Consider the following 19,290-nt stretch of genomic DNA (forward strand, 5'->3'; position numbering starts at 1 on the left):
GTCGGCGACGGCGCGGCACAGCGCCTCCATACGCGCGATGGCGAGGCCGTTGGGCACCGCACGGTCGCGGCTCAATAGTTCGAAACTGTGGCTGAAGGCCGAAAATTGGGTCGCGCCGCTCGCCGCGCTGTGACCTAGCGCGTCGCGCATCTCCTCTTCGGACATCGCGCAGAGCTGCGCGGGGCGGAAGCGGCCGACGCGGTCCATCAGCCCGCTGACCGGCACCTCGCAAACCCCTTCATGCTCGCGCACCGCGAGGTTGCCAGGGTCGAGCGAGATCGCGCAGCCATGGCCGCGATATGCGCCGTTGAAACTGCTGTCGAAACGAAAGCCGAGCGCCGCGAGCGCGCGCAGCGTGTCGTCGTTGGCGCCGAAATTGCCGGCGCGAAAGGCGGTCGGCCTCGGCGCCCCGGCACCGACGAGGATGTCGCGGGCGAGGCCGATCAGTTTCTTCTGCGCCGCGAGCGGGAAGTCGCCGATATTGCGGCCGGTCAGTCGCCCGACCGGGTTGAAGCGCGCGAATTCCAGCCATTCGGTGTGGATATGGAGCTGCACCTCGTGCCCGCGGCCGACGATCGGCTGGACGATCGCGTCGATGATGTCGGGGCCATAGACGAGCGCGGGCATCGGATCGACGAAATAGACCCCGGTCAGGCCATGGCGTTCGAGCATGTCCATCTGGAAATGCACGCCATAATCGCCCTCGCGGCAGCGGCCGAGGATCGAGCTGTCGAAATTGGCGCGTGCGTCGGCGCCCCGCTGGTAGAGGCCCGCCGACAATTCGGTGTCAAAGCTGATGATTGCGCGCGTCATCCCTGCGAGCCTAGCAGGCGCGGGGATAAGGGGTGGTTAACAGCGGGTTGCGGTCAGAAGCGCAGCGTCACGTCGACCCCGGCGCTCTTGGTGCTCGCCCAGGGGAAGATGTGGATGCTGTCGTCTTTCTTTGTGGTGATCAAATGCCCGGTCGCGGTGCCGATCGCGGCGCCAACGAGGACGTCGCCGACTCGGTGCTTCTTCGCCTCGACGCGGCTGAGGCCGACAAAAGAGGCGACGACATAGGCGGGCAACCCCGCCTCCCAGCCATAGCGGTTGTGCAGCGTCGCGGCGGCGGCGAAGCTCGTCGAGGTGTGGCCCGAAGGGAAGCTCTTGTTGTCGCTGCCATCGGGGCGCCGCGACGGAAAGGCCTCTTTCAGCCCCTGCGTGACCAGGATCGTCGCGCCGATGCTGCCTCCCGCTTCGAGCGCGCCCTCCCAGTCGCCCTGCACCGCGGGAACGCCGAAGGCGACGACGACGAGCGCATTTTTGGCGACGGTGCCGGCATCGTCCCACCCTTTTTCGCTCGCATGCGCGGGGGATGCGAAGGTGAGGGCGATCGCTGCACTGGCGGTGGTCAGGGCAAATCTTGTCATGTCGGGCGCCTCATATCCTTCTGGTGCCAAAGCATAACCCAGAATCGCCGGGTGCCAAAATCGCGCGGTCCGCGTGCCGCTTTTGGCGGATTGGTCCAATCGGCGGGGGGTGGCGAAGGCTAAATTCTTGCCGGGCTGACTTGTATCCGGGTGACTAAAAGGGGGAATCCGGATACAAGCCGCTCGACGAGGGTTGGGAGGCGAACAGCCATGTACCGACACGCGATCCGCCGAAAATGCCGCACCAACAGCGCCGCCACGCCGCCGCAGCAAGCGCCGATGCGCGCTTTGAATTCGCCGCTCTGGTCGCTCGCCAATATCCCCGCGCGACCAGGGCAGGGGGTGCGGGTCCAGCCCAAGCTGATGATCGGGGCCGCCAACGACAGCGCCGAGCAAGCCGCCGATCGCGCCGCCGAGCGGGTGATGCGCATGGGCGAGCACGACGCGCCGGTCGCGGCGGGCGCCGCCCCCGTCGGACAAGTGCAGCGCAAATGCGCCGCGTGCGAGGACGAGGCGGGGACCATCCAGCGCGAGGCCTTGGGCGGTGCGGCCGGCGGTGCGGCGAGCCCCGCGGCGCGATCGGCGATCGGCGCAATGGGAGGCGGATCGCCGCTCCCCGCCAGCGAGCGCGCTTTCTTCGAACCGCGCTTCGGCCGCGACCTGTCGGGGGTGCGCGTCCACGACGGCGTCGCCGCCGACGCCGCGTCGCAGTCGATCGCGGCACGCGCCTTCACGCTCGGCAACGACATCGCCTTTGCGCGCGGCGAATATCGCCCCGGGACCGGCGAGGGGCGCCGGTTGATGGCGCATGAACTGGCGCATGTGATGCAGCAGGGCGGCGATGTCGTGCACCGCAAGCCGACCGAGACGAAAGCGCCTCCCAAGAATGGCGACATGGCGGTCGCGATGACGGCGGCCGGCGCGGGCGTGTCGGGTACCATCAAGTTCACCCCCACAGCCCAATGTCCGAAATGCAACACGATCCGGCTCGTCCAGGTGGTCCGTGTCTTTGAAAAGCCCGGCGAAGATTACAAATGGGCGGGCGGCGAGAAGAATCGCGAAAAGGTGAAAACGACCGAAGACACGACGAAGGGCATAAAGGGCAATTTCTTCGTCGATCATTTTGCGGCCAAATGCACCGAAGGCACCGCCTGTTCGATCTATTATCGCGACCATGCGCCCAACGCGTCCAAATCGCAGGACGGCAGCTATGACGGGACGACCGCGAAGGCGGCATCGCTTTGGGATGGTCCCAGTGGCGACGCGAACGACATATTCGAATTCGAGACCTGCGCGCGTTGCGCCGAGACGGGGGCCTATCTCGGCTGCATCGACTGGGGCTTCGCGGTCGATGCCGCGGGTAAGGCGACCCTTTCGGCGACCTCCGAGCATCTCCAGCCGTCCGCGACCTTTGCCGCTGCGGTCGCGACGTTCAACAAATTCTATAAGAATCCGTGACATGGATGCGTCGCTCCCTGACCTGATTGCCGCAATCGACGAGGCGCCCGACAAACTTCATGCCGAATCGACCCCGGCAACCAGCGCGCTGATCGGCCTGGGGATCGATGCGCTGCCGGCGGTGATCCCGCTGCTTGCCAGCCCCGACGCCGACACCCAGATGCGCGCAGCCTATGTGCTCGAAATGGTGACGATGGAATTGTTCGGCTTTCGCCCCGGCCAGGGCTGGGAGGATTTCGCGCATGAAATCCGTTGGTGCGATTTCTGGACCGCGATGATGGTCGGCAGCTCCGACGAGGCCGGGGAACCCGACGCCGCATCAATGGTTGCGCATTGGCAAAGCTGGCTCGACCATCGCCTCCGTAGCGCGGGCGAGGGGCCGCTCTAGCGCGTCTATCGCTATTGCGAACTATTTGCAGAAAAACCCGGATTTTAGCCTTTTTCGCGGTTGTTTCCTTAACGGAATCGGCGTAGGGCGGCGCCCATCTAAGGGACCGGCGCGGCGATTTGGCCCGTGTGCCTGCCGGTTTTGTGCATCATAGCCGGGCTTGCCACGAAGGGAGTGCCGCGCGCCATGGGACGCAAGAAAATCGCTTTGATCGGAGCCGGGAATATCGGCGGAACGCTGGCGCTGCTCGCGGCGCAGAAGGAATTGGGCGACGTCGTCCTGTTCGACGTCGTCGAAGGCGTGCCGCAGGGCAAGGCGCTCGACCTGTCGCAGGTCGGCCCGATCGCGGGCTTCGATGCCAAGATCACCGGCTCGAACGATTATGCCGACATCGCCGGCGCCGACGTCATCATCGTCACCGCGGGCGTCGCCCGCAAGCCCGGCATGAGCCGCGACGACCTGCTCGGCATTAACCTCAAGGTCATGAAGGCCGTGGGCGAGGGCATTAAGGCCAATGCTCCGGACGCCTTCGTCATCTGCATCACCAACCCGCTCGACGCCATGGTTTGGGCGCTGCGCGAATTCTCGGGCCTGCCGCACAACAAGGTCGTCGGCATGGCCGGCGTTCTCGACTCGGCGCGCTTCAGCCACTTCATCGCCGACGAGTTCGACGTGTCGGTGAAGGATGTGAACACCTTCGTTCTCGGCGGCCATGGCGACACGATGGTTCCCGTCGTCCGCTATTCGACCGTCAACGGCATCCCCGTCCCCGACCTCGTCAAGATGGGTCTGTCGTCGCAGGACAAGATCGATGCGATCGTCAAGCGCACCCGCGGCGGCGGCGGCGAGATCGTCGCGCTCCTCGGCACCGGTTCGGCTTTCTATGCCCCGGCAGCGTCGGGCATCGCGATGGCCGAAGCCTATCTGGGCGACCAGAAGCGTATCTTGCCTTCAGCAGCTTATGTTGACGGCCAGTACGGCCTTGACGGCCTGTACGTCGGCGTGCCCGTCGTGATCGGCGCCGGCGGCGTCGAGAAGATCGTCGAGATCGAACTCGACGATGCCGACAAGGCTGGCCTGCAGGTCTCGGTCGATGCGGTCAAGGAACTGCTCGACGCGTGCAAGAACCTGGATCCGTCGCTGGCGTGAGCCATCACCGGGTATCCAATGGCGTAAACGCTTTGTTGGCGGTGGCATCGTTTATGCTGCCGCTGGCGGCGTGTGGCGCGGCGCCGGAATCCGCTGCATCCGCAGGGAAGGCCGGCAGTGGTTATCCCATCGGCGCGGTTTTTTCGGAAGCTCGTGACACATGCGCGAATCTCTCCTCGAACAAAGCGGTTTTCGATAACGCCAGCAAGGCGGGGTGGAAGCTGGCCGAGATATCCGAATCATCTCCGATCGCGCCTCTCGTTGCTCGTATCGACGCGATGAACGCGCCGCCTGGAACGACACTCGTCGGGGTTCCTCCGATGCGCAAAATCGTCGCGGGTGAAGAACTGTTTCTCCTGATCAGCGAACTTCGCGTCGGCGACGAGCAAGTTGTCGGTTGTCGGATCCTCGATCCCGCCGAAGAGCGCGTAATAGAAGAGGCGGAACTGGTCTCGTTGGTGGGGCGTAACCCCACCCAGCGACATGAGAATATTGTCGAAAGCGCCATAAGCTGGCTTCCCGGATTGAAGCCGGGGCATGCGCGCTTCGAATTTCTGGATGTTCCCGACACCGACGTGGCGAAACAACATCTCGGCATATCGGGATTGGGTTTTGTTGCGACCGAGAGCAGGCCCTTGAGCAATATCTGATAACAAACATGCTGGCTTGGACGAGCGGGCATGGCAACAGTTGAACAAGATTTTTTGGAGACGTTCATGAGCATTCTTATCGACAAGAATACCAAGGTCATCACGCAAGGCATGACCGGTGCCACCGGCACCTTCCACACCGAACAGGCGCTGGCTTATGGCACGCAGATGGTCGGCGGCGTGACCCCCGGCAAGGGCGGCACGACGCACATCGGCCTGCCGAACTTCAACACCGTCGAGGAAGCCAAGGCCGCCACCGGCGCGACCGCGAGCTGCATCTATGTGCCGCCGCCGTTCGCCGCCGACTCGATCCTCGAGGCGATCGACGCCGAGATGGAGCTGATCGTCTGCATCACAGAAGGCATCCCGGTGCTCGACATGGTGAAGGTGAAGCGCGCGCTCAGCGGTTCGAAGTCGCGCCTGATCGGCCCGAACTGCCCCGGTGTGCTGACCCCCGGCGAATGCAAGATCGGCATCATGCCGGGCAGCATCTTCTCGAAGGGCAGCGTCGGCGTCGTCTCGCGCTCGGGCACCCTGACCTATGAAGCGGTGTTCCAGACGACCAATGCGGGCCTCGGCCAGACGACTGCGGTCGGCATCGGCGGCGACCCGGTCAACGGCACCAACTTCATCGACGTGCTCGAACTCTTCCTCGCCGACGAAGCGACCAAGTCGATCATCATGATTGGTGAAATCGGTGGCGACGCCGAAGAACAGGCCGCGCAGTTCCTGATCGACGAAGCCAAGCGCGGCCGCAAGAAGCCGATGGCCGGTTTCATCGCGGGCCGCACCGCGCCTCCGGGCCGCCGCATGGGCCACGCCGGCGCGATCGTCTCGGGCGGCAAGGGCGACGCCGAAAGCAAGATCGCGGCGATGGAAGCCGCCGGAATCACCGTGTCGGCGAGCCCGTCGGAACTCGGCACGACGCTGGTCGAAGTGCTGAAGGAACGCGTCTGATCCGGACGGCCCGCCGGCACCCTTTGCCGGCGGGCCTTCGGCTTCCCATATAAAAGAACATCACCCCCTCTCCCCGTGGACAAGCAGATGAACCTCGAACGACAGAGCTTTGACATCGACGAGCCGCAGGCCGGACCCAGCTGGGCGCCGAAGAACTGGCCGCTGGTCGACAGCGACGACCTGACCGCCGCGCTCGACCCGCAGCAGATGCAGGTCGCGGTCAAGGCCGCTGCGGCGAAAGCCGGCGCGCCGCTGTCGAATGCCGAGGTCGAGCGCGCCGCGAATGATTCGATCCGCGCGATGATGCTGATCCGCACCTATCGGGTGCGCGGGCATCTTGCGGCGAACCTCGATCCGCTGGGGCTGAGCACCCGCGAACTGCCCGCCGACCTGACCCCGGAATATCATGGCTTTTCGGGTGCCGACCTCGATCGCCCGGTCTGGCTTGGCGGTGCGCTGGGCCTCGAGAAGGCGACGATCCGCGAGATCGTGGCGATCCTGCGCGCCAATTATTGCGGCAATGTCGGCCTCGAATATATGCATATCGCCGACATCGAGGAGCGCCAGTTCCTGCAGGAACGGATGGAAGGCGCCGACAAGATCATCGAATTTTCGGTCGAGGGCAAACGTGCCATCCTGAACAAGGTGATCCAGGCCGAGGAATGGGAAAAATTCCTCGCGCGCAAATATGTCGGGACCAAGCGTTTCGGCCTCGACGGCGGCGAATCGATGATCCCGGCGATGGAAGCCATCATCAAATATGGCGGCCAATATGGCGTGCGCGAGATCGTATACGGCATGGCGCACCGCGGGCGCCTGAACATGCTCGCGAACGTGATGGCCAAGCCGTACAAGGTGATCTTCCACGAGTTTGCGGGCGGCAGCGCCAACCCCGACGATGTCGGCGGCTCGGGCGACGTCAAATATCACCTCGGTACCTCGACCGACCGCGATTTCGGCGGCGCTTCGGTGCATATGTCGCTGGTTCCCAACCCTTCGCACCTCGAAGCGGTCGATCCGGTCGTGCTCGGCAAGGTCCGCGCGCAGCAGGTCGTGCGCGACGACCTCGACAAGCATGAGCAGGTGCTGCCCGTGCTGATCCACGGCGACGCGGCGTTTGCGGGGCAGGGGATCGTTTGGGAATGCCTGGGCTTCTCGGGCATTCGCGGGTACAACACTGGCGGCTGTATCCATTTCATCGTCAACAACCAGATCGGCTTCACCACCAGCCCGCAGTTCGCGCGCTCGTCGCCCTATCCGTCGGACGTCGCGAAAGGCGTGATGGCGCCGATCCTGCACGTCAACGGCGACGATCCCGAGGCGGTGACCTTTGCGTGCAAGCTCGCGATCGACTTCCGCCAGCAGTTCAAGCGCGACGTCGTCATCGACATGTGGTGCTATCGCCGCTTCGGTCACAACGAGGGCGACGAGCCTTCGTTCACCCAGCCGCTGATGTACGGGATCATCCGCCAGCATCCGCCGGTGTCGCAGCTTTGCGCGGCCAAGCTCGAGGGCGAGGGCGTGATCGACGCCGGCTGGGCCGATGCACGCCGCGCCGAATTCGTCGCACGGCTCGAGGATGATTTCGAATCGGCGAAAAGCTACAAGCCGAACAAGGCCGACTGGTTCGCGGGCCGCTGGTCGGGGCTGCATGCCCCCGCCGATGCCGAGAACGCCCGCCGCAATATCTCGACCGGGGTCAGCGACAAATTGTTCGACTCGATCGGCCGGATCATGACGACCGTTCCTGACGATCTGGAGGTGCACAAGACGCTGCGCCGCGTCATCGACGCGCGCGGTGCGATGTTCGCCGACAAGAGTGACAAGGAAGTGTTCGACTGGGCGACCGCCGAAAGCCTCGCTTTCGGTACCCTGCTTAGCGAAGGCTATCAGGTCCGCCTGTCGGGGCAGGATTCGGGGCGCGGTACCTTCAGCCAGCGCCACGCCGTCTGGGTCGACCAGAAGGACGAGCGCAAATATGTGCCGCTGACCACCGTCCCGCACGGCCGGTTCGAGGTGCTCGACAGCCCGCTGTCCGAATATGGCGTGCTCGGTTTCGAATATGGCTATGCGATGGCCGATCCGAAGAGCCTCGTGCTGTGGGAAGCGCAGTTCGGCGACTTCGCCAATGGCGCGCAGATCATGATCGACCAGTTCATCGCGTCGGGCGAAGCCAAATGGCTGCGCGCCAATGGCCTCGTGATGCTGCTCCCGCACGGTTATGAGGGCCAGGGTCCCGAGCATAGCTCGGCGCGTCTCGAACGCTTCCTCCAGCTGTGTGCAGGCGACAATATCCAGGTGTGCAATATTTCGACCCCGTCGAATTATTTCCACGTCCTGCGCCGCCAGATGCTGCGTCCGTTCCGCAAGCCGCTGATCATCATGACCCCCAAGTCGCTGCTCCGCCACAAGCTCGCGGTGTCGCAGCGCTCGGACTTCATCGGCGACGCGCATTTCCGCCGCATCATGTCGGACCGCACCCCGCCCGCCGATGGCGATATCAAGCGCGTCGTGCTCTGCTCGGGCAAGGTCGGCTATGACCTGATCGAGGCGCGCGATGCTGCGGGCCTGACCGACACGACGGTTATCCGCCTCGAGCAGCTCTATCCCTTCCCGGGCGAGCCGTTGACGGTCCGCCTGAAGCGGATGCCGAAGCTCGAAGAAGTGGTGTGGGCGCAGGAAGAGCCGCGCAACAATGGCAGCTGGTCCTTCGTTGAGCCCTTCATCGAGGACGCGCTGACCAACGCCGGCCGCAAGGGCATGCGTCCGCGCTATGCCGGTCGTGCGGCGGCGGCTTCGCCCGCCACCGGGCTGATGAGCCGCCACCAGACCGAGCAGGCGGCGCTGGTCGCCGACGCGCTGGGCCTGAGCGTCCGCGCCGAAATCCGCCGTAACAAGAATAAATAAGCGCCCCAAAGGAAAGAGCGATGAGCACCGAAGTCAAAGTCCCGACGCTGGGCGAAAGCGTCACCGAAGCGACGATCGGCGAATGGCTGAAGCAGCCCGGCGATCCGGTCGCGCTCGACGAGCCGATTGCCAGCCTCGAGACCGACAAGGTCGCGGTCGAAGTGCCCTCGCCCGTCGCCGGGGTGATGGGGCAGCAGGTCGCTGCTGTCGGCGACACCGTCAATGTCGGCGCGACGATCGCGACGATCGAGGCCGGCGACGGCAAGGCGGCGGCGCCCGCGGCTGCTGCGCCTGCAAAGGCCGAAGCTGCCGCACCGGCGCCCGCCGCGAGCGCGCCCGCCGAAGAGGCTGGCGATGGCGTCACGACGCTGTCGCCTGCGGTGCGCCGCCTGGTGCTCGAGCATGGCGTCGACCCGACCAAGATCAAGGGCAGCGGCAAGGACGGCCGCCTGACCAAGGAAGATGTGCTCGCCGCCGCGAACAATGCCCCGGCCGCAACGCCCGCGCCGGCGCCCGCCGCTGCTACGGCTCCCGCCGCATCGGCTGCGCCGGGCCGTCAGGAAGAGCGCGTCAAGATGACGCGCATGCGCCAGACGATCGCCAAGCGCCTGAAGGCCGCGCAGGACACGGCGGCGATGCTGACGACGTTCAACGACGTCGATATGTCGGCGGTGATAGCGACGCGCGACAAATATCGCGACAGTTTCGAAAAGAAGCATGGCGTCCGCCTCGGCTTCATGAGCTTCTTCACCAAGGCGGTCGCGCTCGCGGCGCATGATATCCCGGCGGTGAACGCGCGCATCGAGGGCGATGAGATCGTATATCACAATTATCTCGACGTCTCGGTCGCGGTCAGCGCGCCCAACGGCCTCGTCGTGCCGGTCGTCCGCAACGCCGACGCGAAGAGCTTTGCCGACATCGAAAAGGCGATCGCCGACCTCGGCAAGCGCGCCAAGGAAGGCACGCTGACGATGGAAGACATGATCGGCGGTACCTTCACCATCTCGAACGGCGGCGTGTTCGGCGGCCTGATGTCGACCCCGATCATCAACCCGCCGCAGTCGGCGGTGCTCGGCCTCCATCGCATCGAAGACCGTCCGGTCGTCCGTAACGGCGAGATCGTGATCCGGCCGATGATGTATCTGGCGATGAGCTATGACCATCGCCTGATCGACGGACGCGAGGCGGTGACCTTCCTCAAGACGATCAAGGAAGCGATCGAGGATCCGACGCGGCTGCTGATCGACCTCTGATAGGGAAAGCGGCGTGAGCGACGCGACCGAAGCCCTGTTCGCGTATGGCACGCTCCAATATCCGGACGTGCAGCGGGAACATTTCGGTCGGTTGCTTGGCGGCAGTGCCGACGCACTGACCGGCTTCCGGCTCCGCCGGATCGTCAACGCCGACCCCGAGGTGGTGCGGATTAGCGGCGAAAGCCATTATCCGGTGCTCGTTCCCGACGACCAAGGCTCGCAGCGGGTCACGGGCACCCTATATTGGCTTACGAAGCAGGAACTCGAAGCGGCCGATCTTTACGAGGCCGAAGATTATGAGCGGCGGCGTGTCGCGCTGGAATCGGGCGAAGAGGCCTGGGTCTATGTCGCGGCGCCGGGGCTCGAAATGGAGTGAATCATGGCTGATTACGACTACGACGTGCTTGTCATCGGTGCCGGCCCCGGCGGTTATGTCGCGGCGATCCGCGCGGCGCAGCTCGGCCTCAAGACCGCCTGCGCCGAAGGGCGCGAGACGCTGGGCGGCACCTGCCTCAACGTCGGCTGCATTCCGTCGAAGGCGATGCTCCACGCGTCCGAATATTATGACGCCGCCGCCAATGGTGCGATGGCCAAGATGGGGATCGACGTGACCCCCAAGCTCAACCTGCCCGCGATGCACGGCCAGCGCGTCGATGCGGTCAAGGGGCTGACCGGCGGCATCGAGTTTCTGTTCAAGAAGAACAAGGTCGACTGGCTGAAGGGCTATGCGCAGTTCACCGGCAAGGACAGTGTCGAAGTCGCGGGCAAGACCTATCGCGCGAAGAATATCGTCATCGCTACCGGTTCGTCGGTCACTCCGCTACCCGGGGTCGAGGTCGATAACGACAAGCAGGTCATCGTCGATTCGACCGGTGCGCTCGAACTCGCCAAGGTGCCCGAGCATATGGTCGTCATCGGCGGCGGCGTGATCGGGCTCGAACTCGGCAGCGTGTGGCGCCGTCTCGGTGCCAAGGTCACCTGCGTCGAGTTCCTCGACCAGATCTTGCCCGGCATGGACGCCGACGTTCGCAAGGACGCTAACCGCATCTTCAAGAAGCAGGGCATCGAGTTCAAGCTCAAGACCAAGGTCACCAAGGCTGAGGTTAAGGGCAAGAAGGCTGTGCTCACGCTCGAACCCGCCGCTGGCGGCGATGCCGAGACGCTCGAGGCCGATGTTGTGCTGGTGTCGATCGGGCGCCGCCCGAACACCGACGGGCTGGGTCTCGACAAGGCGGGCCTCGCGGTCAACGCGCGCGGCCAGATCGAAACTGACCATGATTTCGGCACGCAGGTCCCCGGCATCTGGGCGATCGGCGACGTCATCCCCGGCCCGATGCTCGCGCACAAGGCCGAGGACGAAGGCATTGCGGTCGCCGAGAATATCGCCGGGCTGACCGGCATCGTGAACCACGATGTCATCCCGTCGGTCGTCTATACCATGCCCGAAATCGCCGGCGTCGGCCTGACCGAAGAGCAGGCGAAGGAGCGCGGTGAGGTCAAGGTCGGTAAATTCCCGATGGCGGGCAACAGCCGCGCGAAGACCAACCACGAACCCGACGGCTTTGTTAAGGTGATCGCCGATGCGAACAGCGACCGCGTGCTCGGCGTGTGGATCATTGCCAGCGTTGCGGGCACGATGATCGCGCAGGCCGCGCAGGCAATGGAATTCGGCGCGACGTCGGAAGACATCGCCTACACCTGCCACGCGCACCCGACGCACAGCGAAGCGGTGAAAGAAGCGGCGATGGCGGTGACGGGCAAGCCGATCCACATTTGACGATGACACTTGGCGCGCCGGCAATGGAAACACGGCCGGTGCCCTGGATCGGCGTGGCTGCGCTCGTAGCGGCCACGGCGAGCGGGATATTGTTTTTCCGGATCGGCGGTGCACCGGGCGCTTATGCGGTGCTGAACGGGCTCGCGCTTTTGCTGGGGCTTGCCGTCATTTCCTTCGCGCCGCGTCGAATGAGCGCCCGCGCTGCGGCGTGGGTCGTCGCCCTTGGCGTGACCGGCATCGCGGCGACGCTGGTGACCGGCTTCGATCTCGATGGCGTGCGGCGGTGGCTTCCCGCCGGCCCCGTGCGGCTGCATGCCGCCATGTTCTTTCTGCCGGCGATTGCGGTGCTGATCCCGCAGTTTCCCGCTCGGACACAACTCGCGGTCGTGATCGTGCTGGCGGCTGTCTTCGCCATCCAGCCCGATTTTGCGGCGGCGCTCGCGCTGGCGGCAGCGTTCCTATTTTCGCGTCCCGGCCGGAACGAACTGCTCGTCTCGGCGTTCGGCGCTACTGCCGTGATCGCGGCGATCACGACAACATTGCTCCGACCCGATCCGCTCGCCGCCGTTGATTTCGTCGAGCGCGTTGTGCCCGATGCATTCGCGATCAACGCTATGCTCGGTCTGTTGGTCGGTAGTGCGCTCATGCTGGTCTGCGTCGCACCCCTGTTGGTGCGCGCCGCGAATCCGCGGGCGGGCAGAGCGCTCGCCGCCGTGATGGCGGGCTTTGTCCTTGCGTCGATCATCGGCGCCTATCCCGTGCCCCTCGGCGGCTATGGCGCCTCGCCGATTTTGGGCTATGCGCTGGGGCTTGCCCTACTGCGTGCGCCCATTGTGCCGCCCAAGGCGGGGTGATAGCGCACGCCGCGGCGCATGCGGATCAAGAGAGCGCATATCCGCATCGGCACCAAAGAGGGAGACAGGCATGGCGGCGAGACACTGGTTTGGACTGGCCGCTTCGCTAGCCTTCTTACCGGTCGGTGCGGCGGCGCAGACAACGCCTGATCTGGCCGTCGCCAATGCGCGGCTTTCTGCGTTGCTCGACAAAAACTACCCCACGCTGGAAGCGATCTACAAGGACCTCCACGCCAACCCCGAACTCGGGATGCAGGAGGTGCGTACCGCGGGCATCCTCGCGAAGCATCTGCGTGCGGCGGGCTTTACCGTGACCGAAAAGGTCGGCGGCACCGGGGTGGTCGCGATCCTCAAGAACGGCGAGGGGCCGACGATCCTCGTGCGCGCCGACATGGACGCCTTGCCGATGGAGGAAAAGACCGGGCTTGCCTGGGCGAGCAAGGCGCGCGCGACCTATGAAGGCCGCGACGTGCCGGTGATGCACGCCTGCGGCCATGATACGCATGTTGCCTATCTGATCGGCGTCGCGCAGGCGCTTGTCGCCATGCGCGACAGCTGGTCGGGCACGATCATGCTGATCGGTCAGCCTGCCGAGGAACCGCTGGTCGGCGCGCGCGCGATGCTCGACGACGGGCTGTTCACGCGCTTCCCCAAGCCCGACTTCGGCTTTGCGGCGCATGTTTCGAACCTGCCGTCGGGTGTCGTCGCGATCAAGGCCGGCGCGGGCTCCTCGGCCTCCGACAGCTATTCGATCACTTTCCATGGTCGCGGGGGGCATGGATCGATGCCCGCCGCGACGATCGACCCGATCCCGATCGCCGCGCGCTTCGTCACAGATGCGCAGGTGGTGATCAGCCGCGAAAAGGATCCCGCGGCGTTCGGCGTGCTGACGATCGGCGCGATCAACGCCGGCAGCGCGCCCAACATCATCCCCGACAGCGCCGAAGTGAAGGTCAATTTGCGCTCGCAGTCGCCCGAGGTCCGCAAATTGCTGCAGGACGGGACCGCGCGCGTCGCGAAGGCGGCGGCGGCGATGGGCAAGGCGCCCGAGCCGACGATCCGCTACCTTTCCGGCACCGGCATCCTCACCAACGACGAGACGATGGCCAAGGCGGCGGTCGCGGCACTGACCCCGGTCTTTGGAAAGGGGCTCGTCTTCGCGCCGGCGAGCGCGACGCCGATGTCGGGCAGCGAGGATTATTCGGAGTTCGTCGATGCGGGGGTGCCGTCGCTTTTCTTTGGCATCGGCGGCTATGATCCCGCCGTGCTCGCGGACCTGAAGGCGAAAGGCGAGCCGGCGCCGACCAACCACTCGCCCTTCTTTGCACCGCAGGCTGAGCCGGCAATCCGCAATGCGGTGACCGCGATCGTCCTTTCGGTCATCGGCGGCGTGCGTCCCGTCGCCCAATGATATGACCGGCATCGACAACGCGCTGCTGCTCCGCCTGCTCGACTTGGTCGGCATCGGCGTCTTCGCGCTGTCGGGCGCGTTGATGGCGGTGCGGCTGCGCCAGACGCTGATCACCGCGATGTTTTTCGCGCTCGTCACCGGGGTCGGCGGCGGCAGCGTGCGCGACCTGCTGATCGGCGCGCCGGTGTTCTGGGTGCAGGACGGCGCGATCGCCGCCGTCTGCATCGCGATCGCGCTCGTCGTGTGGCTCACCCCCGAACGCTGGTGGCAGGGGCAATTGCTCGAATGGGCCGATGCGGTCGGACTTGCCGCCTATGCGGTGTTCGGGACGGCAAAGGCGCTCGCGTGGGGCGTGCCGCCGGTGCCGGCGCTGCTGATGGGGGTGATCACCGGCTGCGTCGGCGGCACGATCCGCGACATATTGGCGGGGGTGCCGTCGATCATCGTCCGGCCCGAAATTTATGTCACCGCGGCGGCGCTCGCTTCGGGCCTCTATCTGCTCCTGCTCTGGGGGGGCGTGGGCACGCCGGTCGCTGCGGCATGCGGCGCAATCGCGGGTTTCGTCCTGCGCGGCGCGGCGATCCATTGGTCGCTCGCGCTACCCGCCTATCGCGACCCGGCGCGCTAAACGGGTCCCGCTTCGGGACGGAATCGCCCGGACAGTGATCGGGCGCGTCAGAATCGATTAACCGGTCACCCCTAGCCCTTGCCGCACGAAAGGGGCGTGGGGGCCTTGGAAGTCTTGCTGATCAGTTTCGGCGCCGGCGTCGCGCCGGCCGGCTGCACGGTCGATTGCGACGTCGCGACGACGGCGGGAGCGATGCTGCTGGCAGCTCCGCCGGTCTTCGCGGCGCTGGTGGCGCGCGACCGGCTGTTGGCGATCGGCGCCGCATGGATCGTGGGGTTCGGTCGCTTGCGCCGTGCCGCCCACGCCGGCGCCGCGGGCTTGCCAAATGCGCTGGCTGTGGCAGGTTCGCGAGTGAACAACGATGTCAGCACCGTCGCCACGCGCGGGGCCTGACCCTTGCAGGGGCTTTCCATGACAACAGCGCAGACGACCGCGAACGGGATCAGCATCACCTATGAGGACAAGGGGCCGCGCGACGCGCCGGCGATCCTGCTGGTGATGGGGCTGGGCGGGCAGCTGACTTTGTGGCCCGACGAGTTCGTCGACGCGCTCAACGCGCATGGCTTTCGCACCATTCGTTACGATAATCGCGACGTCGGCCTGTCGACGCGCTTCGAGGCGGCGGGGGTGCCCAACCTTAAATGGATGTTCGTCAAATCGATGCTGCGGCTGCCGGTACGCGCCGCTTATACACTGGCGGATATGGCGGCCGACGGGATCTCATTGCTCGACCATCTGGGGATCGCCAAGGCGCATATCGTCGGCGCGTCGATGGGCGGCATGATTTCGCAGCATATCGCGGCGCGCTATCCCGAGCGGGTGCTATCCTTGACCTCGATCATGTCGACCACCGGGAACCCCCGCCTGCCGCGCGCCAACAAGGAGGCGATGGCGGTGCTCGCCAACCGTCCGATGAGCGGCGATCCCGAGGCCATGATCGCCTATTCGGTGCGCGCGGCACGGGTGATCGGCAGCCCGGCCTATCCGGCGGAGGAAGAAAGATTGCAGCGCCGGGTGCGCGGCGATTTCGAGCGCGGCTGGTATCCGCAGGGCGTCGCGCGGCAGATGGCGGCGATCGTCGCCGATGGCGATCGCCGCGCGATGCTGAAGACGATCGCCGCGCCGACGCTGGTCATCCATGGCGAGGCCGATCCGCTCGTCCCGCTCGCGGGCGGCAAGGACACTGCGGCAAGCATCCCCGGCGCGCGATTGATGACGATCCCGGGCATGGGGCACGACCTGCCGCTCGCGCTGGTCGATACGCTCGCCGACGCCGTCGCGGGTCATGCGCGGGAGCTGGCGGCGGCGGCATGAGCGCGCTGCAGACGCGGCTGCGCGCGCAGCTGCTCCGCATCCATATCTGGCTCGGCTGGCTCGTCGGGGTGCCGCTGATCCTGTGGACGCTGTCGGGACTGGTCATGGTGATCAAGCCGATCGAGGAGGTGCGCGGCAGCGACCTGCGCAGCGAGCCGGTGGCGATTCCCGCGACGCTCGATGCCGTCCCGCCCCGTCTCGACGGGCGGCGGGTCGAGACGATCGAGCTCGCGATGCGCAAAGCGCGGCCGGTGTGGCTGGTGCGCTTCGCCGACGGGGGAACGCGCGCCGCCGACGCGACGACCGGTGAATTTCTGCCGCCGGTGACGGCGGCCGAGGCCTATACGATCGCCAATGCGGCGCAAAAGGCGCCGGGCGAGGTCGTGTCGCTGCGGCGCTTCGCCGCCGATGCCAACCCGCTCGACCTGCGGCGCGACCGGCCGGCTTGGCAGGTTGCTTATGCCGATGGTCTCCACGCCTATGTCGATGCCGACACCGGCGAATTGCTCGCGCTGCGGACGCGCTGGTGGCGCGGCTATGACTTCTTCTGGGGGCTGCACATCATGGATCTGCAGACGCGTGAAGACACCCATCACCCGTTGCTGACCGGCTTTGCGGGGGTCAGCCTGGTGACGGTGCTGCTCGGGTTCGTGATGCTGTTCGTGCGCCAGCGGCGGCGGCGCAAGGGCGCGCCGCCCGCCGCCTAGCGCATCAGCAGCGCCAGCGTCGCGAAAAAGCCCTTCGCCTCGGCCTTGCCGGGGCGCGGCACGGCGGGGAGGTAGGCGCGGCAGTCGAGGCACGAGGCCTGCACCGATCCCGCCTCGGTCAGCAGCGACAGGTCCTGGATGACGCGGCGTTCGATCATCTGGCGGTTCATTGCCGCGATGCCGAACCAGCCGCGCGGAAGCGCCGCCTCGGGTTCCTGTTCGGCGCCGGTCCAGCTTGCCAGCATCTTCGAAAACTCGCTCGGCTCATTCTCAAAATAGCGGGCGTGAAAGTCGCCGTCGACCTTGGCGAGTTTTGCCGCCGCGGCGATCGCGTCGGGCAGGCCGCCGAACTGGTCGACCAGCCCGATCTGGCGCGCGGTGCCGCCGGCCCAGACGCGGCCCTCGGCGATTTCCTGCACCTTGGCGAGCGGCTGCTTGCGGCTCTTGGCGACGAGCCCGGTGAAGCGCGCGTAGATGTCCTCGACGCTCGCCTGCGCGAGCTGGTTGAACTCGTCGTTCACCCCGCCGAGGATGTCGGGCTGGCCCGACAGCGGGGTGGTCTTGATGCCGTCGGTGGTGATCCCCGCCTTGGCGAGCGTCTGTTCGAAGCTCGGCAGGATGCCGAAGACGCCGATCGATCCGGTGATCGTGTCGGGCTCGGCGAAGATGCGGTCGGCGGGGGTCGCGATCCAATAGCCGCCCGACGCGGCGACATTGGCCATCGAGACGACGACGGGCAGCTTCTTGGCCTTCGCGGCGAGCAGCGCCTGGCGGATTTCCTCCGACGCGAGCACCGATCCGCCCGGCGAATCGACGCGCAGCACGATCGCCTTGATGCTGTCGTCGGCGGCGGCGTCGAGGATATGCTGCGCGATCGTGGTCCCGCCGGCGACGCCGTTGGGCGCCTCGCCATCGACGATTTCGCCGATCACCGGAACGACCGCGATCGCGCTGCCGGGCTCGGCGGGCGGATTGGCGGCGACCCAATTGTCGAGCGGGATCGCGTTATAATTCCACGGCTGGCTGTCGTCGAACGCGCCGCTGATTTCGGCGACGCGGCTGTTGAACGCCATGCGGCTGCCGAGCGTGTCGATCAGCGCGGCGTCGAGCGACGCCTTCGACAGGTCGTTGCCCGCGGCGCGCACCGCGCCCGCGGTGTCGGCGATGAAGGGATCGATCTTCGCCTTCGGCCGCGCCTTTTTGACGTCGGCCAGCCAATTTTCCCACAGCGCGCCGGCATAGGCCATGTCGGCCTGTTTCGCCTCGGGCGACTGGTCGCTGCGCAGATAGGGCTCGACCGCGCTCTTGAAGGTACCGACGCGATAGATGTTCGCGGTGACGCCGAGCTTGTCCATCAGCCCCTTGTAATAGAGCCGCGACCCGCCGGGTCCCGCGATGCCGACCCCGCCGATCGGGTCGGCCCATATCTCGCTGGCGTGCGCGGCGACCTGATAGCTGTCGGTGGTGTAGGCGGTGGCGAAGGCGAGCACGGGCTTTTTCTGCGCGCGCACCTTGTCGATCGCGTCGCCGATCTCGGCGAGCGACACCTGCCCGCCGCCGAGGAAGCGGTCGAGGTCGAGCACGACCGAGGTGATGCGATTATCGGTCGCCGCGGTTTCGAGCGCGTGGACGACATCGCGGACGCGGATTTCCTTGAGATCGTTGCCGCCCGAGAGCGCCGCGAGCGGGTCGATCTCGGCGGGCTGTTCGGTGACGACGCCATCGAGCTGGAGCAGCAGCGCGCCCTCGCTGACCGGCAGCGACGGATTGGGGCGACCGGCGAAGAGGCCGAACAGCGCGACGAAGAAGAGCAGCAGAAAGATCAGCGCCAGCCCGTCCTTGATCGCGACGAGCAGGTTCCAGACCTTGCGCGGAAAGCTGGTCGTTCCCTTGGGTTTGTCGTCGCCGGGCAGCGGGCGGCGGACGGGAATGGCCCAGGGGCCGGCGGGATCGTTGGGCGGGGTCGCGGTGGTTTCGGTCATGCGCGCGAACCTAGGGACGCGGCCCGGCGTTGGCAATAAACGCTTCGACGGGCGGCCGACCAGCGCATACCGGCGTCAGAGCCAGTTTTCGCGGCGATACCAGCGCACCGTTTCGGCGAGGGCATCGCCGGTTTCGATTTCGGGTCGCCACAGCTCGGGCGGCGGGCAGGCGCCGCCGGTCGCGACCCAGTCGGGATGCGCGATATAGCGTGCGCGGTCGGGGGTCAGCTTGGCGCGGCTGCGGCGCACGAGCTTGTCGATGCGGCCGCCGGCCTTGAGCAGCGTGGCGGGGATGGTGAGCGTCGCGACATGGCTGCGCCCGACCGCGCGCCCGACCGCGCGCGCGAAGCTGCGGTGCGACCAGCCGCCGGGCTTGCCGTCGTCGGGTTCGTAGACCTGGCCGACGCTGGCGTGGCGGTCGGCGGCGAGTGCGACGAGCAGGCGCG

The 19,290-nt window shown here is 66.3% G+C and carries 18 protein-coding genes and 1 pseudogene; 15 read left to right on the top strand and 4 right to left on the bottom strand.

Annotation, left to right across the window (positions count from 1 at the left end; genetic code table 11):
• Together B1A78_RS13020 and B1A78_RS13025 are read right to left on the bottom strand one after the other, a co-directional pair.
• Positions 1 to 813: hypothetical protein (locus tag B1A78_RS13020; RefSeq protein ID WP_077147390.1), on the bottom strand; the 813-nt coding region annotated here is incomplete at its 3' end.
• Between the two features lie 53 nt (positions 814 to 866).
• Complete coding sequence (locus B1A78_RS13025; RefSeq protein ID WP_077147405.1) at positions 867 to 1,409, bottom strand: phosphatase PAP2 family protein; 543 nt, start codon at positions 1,407 to 1,409, stop codon at positions 867 to 869.
• Between the two features lie 210 nt (positions 1,410 to 1,619).
• Here B1A78_RS13025 and B1A78_RS13030 point away from each other — a divergent pair, with 210 nt between their 5' ends.
• The 15 genes from B1A78_RS13030 (at position 1,620) to B1A78_RS13100 (ending at position 16,862) form a co-directional block, all read left to right on the top strand.
• Entirely contained in the window at positions 1,620 to 2,867 is a 1,248-nt protein-coding gene (locus tag B1A78_RS13030; protein WP_077147391.1) for a DUF4157 domain-containing protein, read from the top strand.
• 1 nt (position 2,868) lies between these two features.
• A complete protein-coding gene (locus B1A78_RS13035; protein ID WP_077147392.1) occupies positions 2,869 to 3,255 on the top strand; it encodes a hypothetical protein in 387 nt (128 codons plus the stop codon).
• Positions 3,256 to 3,441: 186 nt separating this feature from the next.
• Positions 3,442 to 4,404, top strand: coding sequence for a malate dehydrogenase (gene mdh / locus B1A78_RS13040; RefSeq protein ID WP_077147393.1), 963 nt, complete (start codon positions 3,442 to 3,444; stop codon positions 4,402 to 4,404).
• On the top strand, positions 4,401 to 5,054 hold the full coding sequence (locus tag B1A78_RS22335; protein WP_144037815.1) for a hypothetical protein: 654 nt from the start codon (positions 4,401 to 4,403) through the stop codon (positions 5,052 to 5,054). Before mdh ends, B1A78_RS22335 begins: the two co-directional genes overlap by 4 nt.
• 66 nt (positions 5,055 to 5,120) lie before the next feature.
• Positions 5,121 to 6,011, top strand: a complete 891-nt coding sequence (gene sucD, locus B1A78_RS13050; RefSeq protein WP_077147395.1) for a succinate--CoA ligase subunit alpha — start codon at positions 5,121 to 5,123, stop codon at positions 6,009 to 6,011.
• Positions 6,012 to 6,098: 87 nt separating this feature from the next.
• Positions 6,099 to 8,918 carry a 2-oxoglutarate dehydrogenase E1 component gene (locus B1A78_RS13055; RefSeq protein ID WP_077147406.1) on the top strand — a complete coding sequence of 940 codons (2,820 nt, stop codon included), beginning with the start codon at positions 6,099 to 6,101 and terminating at the stop codon, positions 8,916 to 8,918.
• 20 nt (positions 8,919 to 8,938) lie between these two features.
• Entirely contained in the window at positions 8,939 to 10,171 is a 1,233-nt protein-coding gene (gene odhB / locus B1A78_RS13060; RefSeq protein ID WP_077147396.1) for a 2-oxoglutarate dehydrogenase complex dihydrolipoyllysine-residue succinyltransferase, read from the top strand.
• Between the two features lie 13 nt (positions 10,172 to 10,184).
• On the top strand, positions 10,185 to 10,547 hold the full coding sequence (locus B1A78_RS13065) for a gamma-glutamylcyclotransferase family protein (protein ID WP_077147397.1): 363 nt from the start codon (positions 10,185 to 10,187) through the stop codon (positions 10,545 to 10,547).
• A gap of 3 nt (positions 10,548 to 10,550) precedes the next feature.
• The gene (gene lpdA, locus B1A78_RS13070; RefSeq protein ID WP_077147398.1) at positions 10,551 to 11,948 is read left to right on the top strand and encodes a dihydrolipoyl dehydrogenase; all 1,398 of its coding nucleotides are present in this window, start codon (positions 10,551 to 10,553) and stop codon (positions 11,946 to 11,948) included.
• A gap of 2 nt (positions 11,949 to 11,950) precedes the next feature.
• A complete protein-coding gene (locus B1A78_RS13075; protein WP_144037816.1) occupies positions 11,951 to 12,802 on the top strand; it encodes a hypothetical protein in 852 nt (283 codons plus the stop codon).
• Between the two features lie 181 nt (positions 12,803 to 12,983).
• A complete protein-coding gene (locus tag B1A78_RS13080) occupies positions 12,984 to 14,213 on the top strand; it encodes an amidohydrolase (RefSeq protein WP_218667978.1) in 1,230 nt (409 codons plus the stop codon).
• Between the two features lies 1 nt (position 14,214).
• The gene (locus B1A78_RS13085) at positions 14,215 to 14,841 is read left to right on the top strand and encodes a trimeric intracellular cation channel family protein (RefSeq protein WP_077147401.1); all 627 of its coding nucleotides are present in this window, start codon (positions 14,215 to 14,217) and stop codon (positions 14,839 to 14,841) included.
• A gap of 114 nt (positions 14,842 to 14,955) precedes the next feature.
• Complete coding sequence (locus B1A78_RS13090) at positions 14,956 to 15,234, top strand: hypothetical protein (RefSeq protein ID WP_144037817.1); 279 nt, start codon at positions 14,956 to 14,958, stop codon at positions 15,232 to 15,234.
• 18 nt (positions 15,235 to 15,252) lie between these two features.
• Positions 15,253 to 16,155 (top strand): alpha/beta fold hydrolase, encoded by a 903-nt coding sequence (locus B1A78_RS13095; RefSeq protein WP_077147403.1) that lies wholly within the window; start codon positions 15,253 to 15,255, stop codon positions 16,153 to 16,155.
• Positions 16,152 to 16,862, top strand: coding sequence for a PepSY domain-containing protein (locus tag B1A78_RS13100; protein WP_077147404.1), 711 nt, complete (start codon positions 16,152 to 16,154; stop codon positions 16,860 to 16,862). The genes B1A78_RS13095 and B1A78_RS13100 overlap by 4 nt, the downstream gene beginning before the upstream one ends.
• On the opposite strand, the gene sppA is transcribed toward B1A78_RS13100, so the two are convergent.
• Both sppA and B1A78_RS13110 read right to left on the bottom strand, forming a co-directional pair.
• Entirely contained in the window at positions 16,859 to 18,844 is a 1,986-nt protein-coding gene (sppA, locus tag B1A78_RS13105) for a signal peptide peptidase SppA (protein ID WP_083734143.1), read from the bottom strand. The two genes, B1A78_RS13100 and sppA, sit on opposite strands and share 4 nt — an antisense overlap.
• 75 nt (positions 18,845 to 18,919) lie before the next feature.
• A pseudogene (locus B1A78_RS13110) lies at positions 18,920 to 19,290 on the bottom strand (NAD(P)-dependent oxidoreductase); the annotation flags it as partial.

This window comes from Sphingopyxis sp. KK2 (assembly GCF_001990265.1).
GTDB lineage: Bacteria > Pseudomonadota > Alphaproteobacteria > Sphingomonadales > Sphingomonadaceae > Sphingopyxis.

Excerpts from the sequence above, each read along its gene's own strand:
- B1A78_RS13025 (WP_077147405.1), bottom strand. The coding sequence starts at position 1,409 with ATGACAAGATTTGCCCTGACCACCGCCAGTGCAGCGATCGCCCTCACC.
- B1A78_RS13030 (WP_077147391.1), top strand. The coding sequence starts at position 1,620 with ATGTACCGACACGCGATCCGCCGAAAATGCCGCACCAACAGCGCCGCC.
- B1A78_RS13035 (WP_077147392.1), top strand. The coding sequence starts at position 2,869 with ATGGATGCGTCGCTCCCTGACCTGATTGCCGCAATCGACGAGGCGCCC.
- mdh (WP_077147393.1), top strand. The coding sequence starts at position 3,442 with ATGGGACGCAAGAAAATCGCTTTGATCGGAGCCGGGAATATCGGCGGA.
- sucD (WP_077147395.1), top strand. The coding sequence starts at position 5,121 with ATGAGCATTCTTATCGACAAGAATACCAAGGTCATCACGCAAGGCATG.
- B1A78_RS13055 (WP_077147406.1), top strand. The coding sequence starts at position 6,099 with ATGAACCTCGAACGACAGAGCTTTGACATCGACGAGCCGCAGGCCGGA.
- odhB (WP_077147396.1), top strand. The coding sequence starts at position 8,939 with ATGAGCACCGAAGTCAAAGTCCCGACGCTGGGCGAAAGCGTCACCGAA.
- lpdA (WP_077147398.1), top strand. The coding sequence starts at position 10,551 with ATGGCTGATTACGACTACGACGTGCTTGTCATCGGTGCCGGCCCCGGC.
- B1A78_RS13075 (WP_144037816.1), top strand. The coding sequence starts at position 11,951 with ATGACACTTGGCGCGCCGGCAATGGAAACACGGCCGGTGCCCTGGATC.
- B1A78_RS13085 (WP_077147401.1), top strand. The coding sequence starts at position 14,215 with ATGACCGGCATCGACAACGCGCTGCTGCTCCGCCTGCTCGACTTGGTC.
- B1A78_RS13095 (WP_077147403.1), top strand. The coding sequence starts at position 15,253 with ATGACAACAGCGCAGACGACCGCGAACGGGATCAGCATCACCTATGAG.
- B1A78_RS13100 (WP_077147404.1), top strand. The coding sequence starts at position 16,152 with ATGAGCGCGCTGCAGACGCGGCTGCGCGCGCAGCTGCTCCGCATCCAT.
- sppA (WP_083734143.1), bottom strand. The coding sequence starts at position 18,844 with ATGACCGAAACCACCGCGACCCCGCCCAACGATCCCGCCGGCCCCTGG.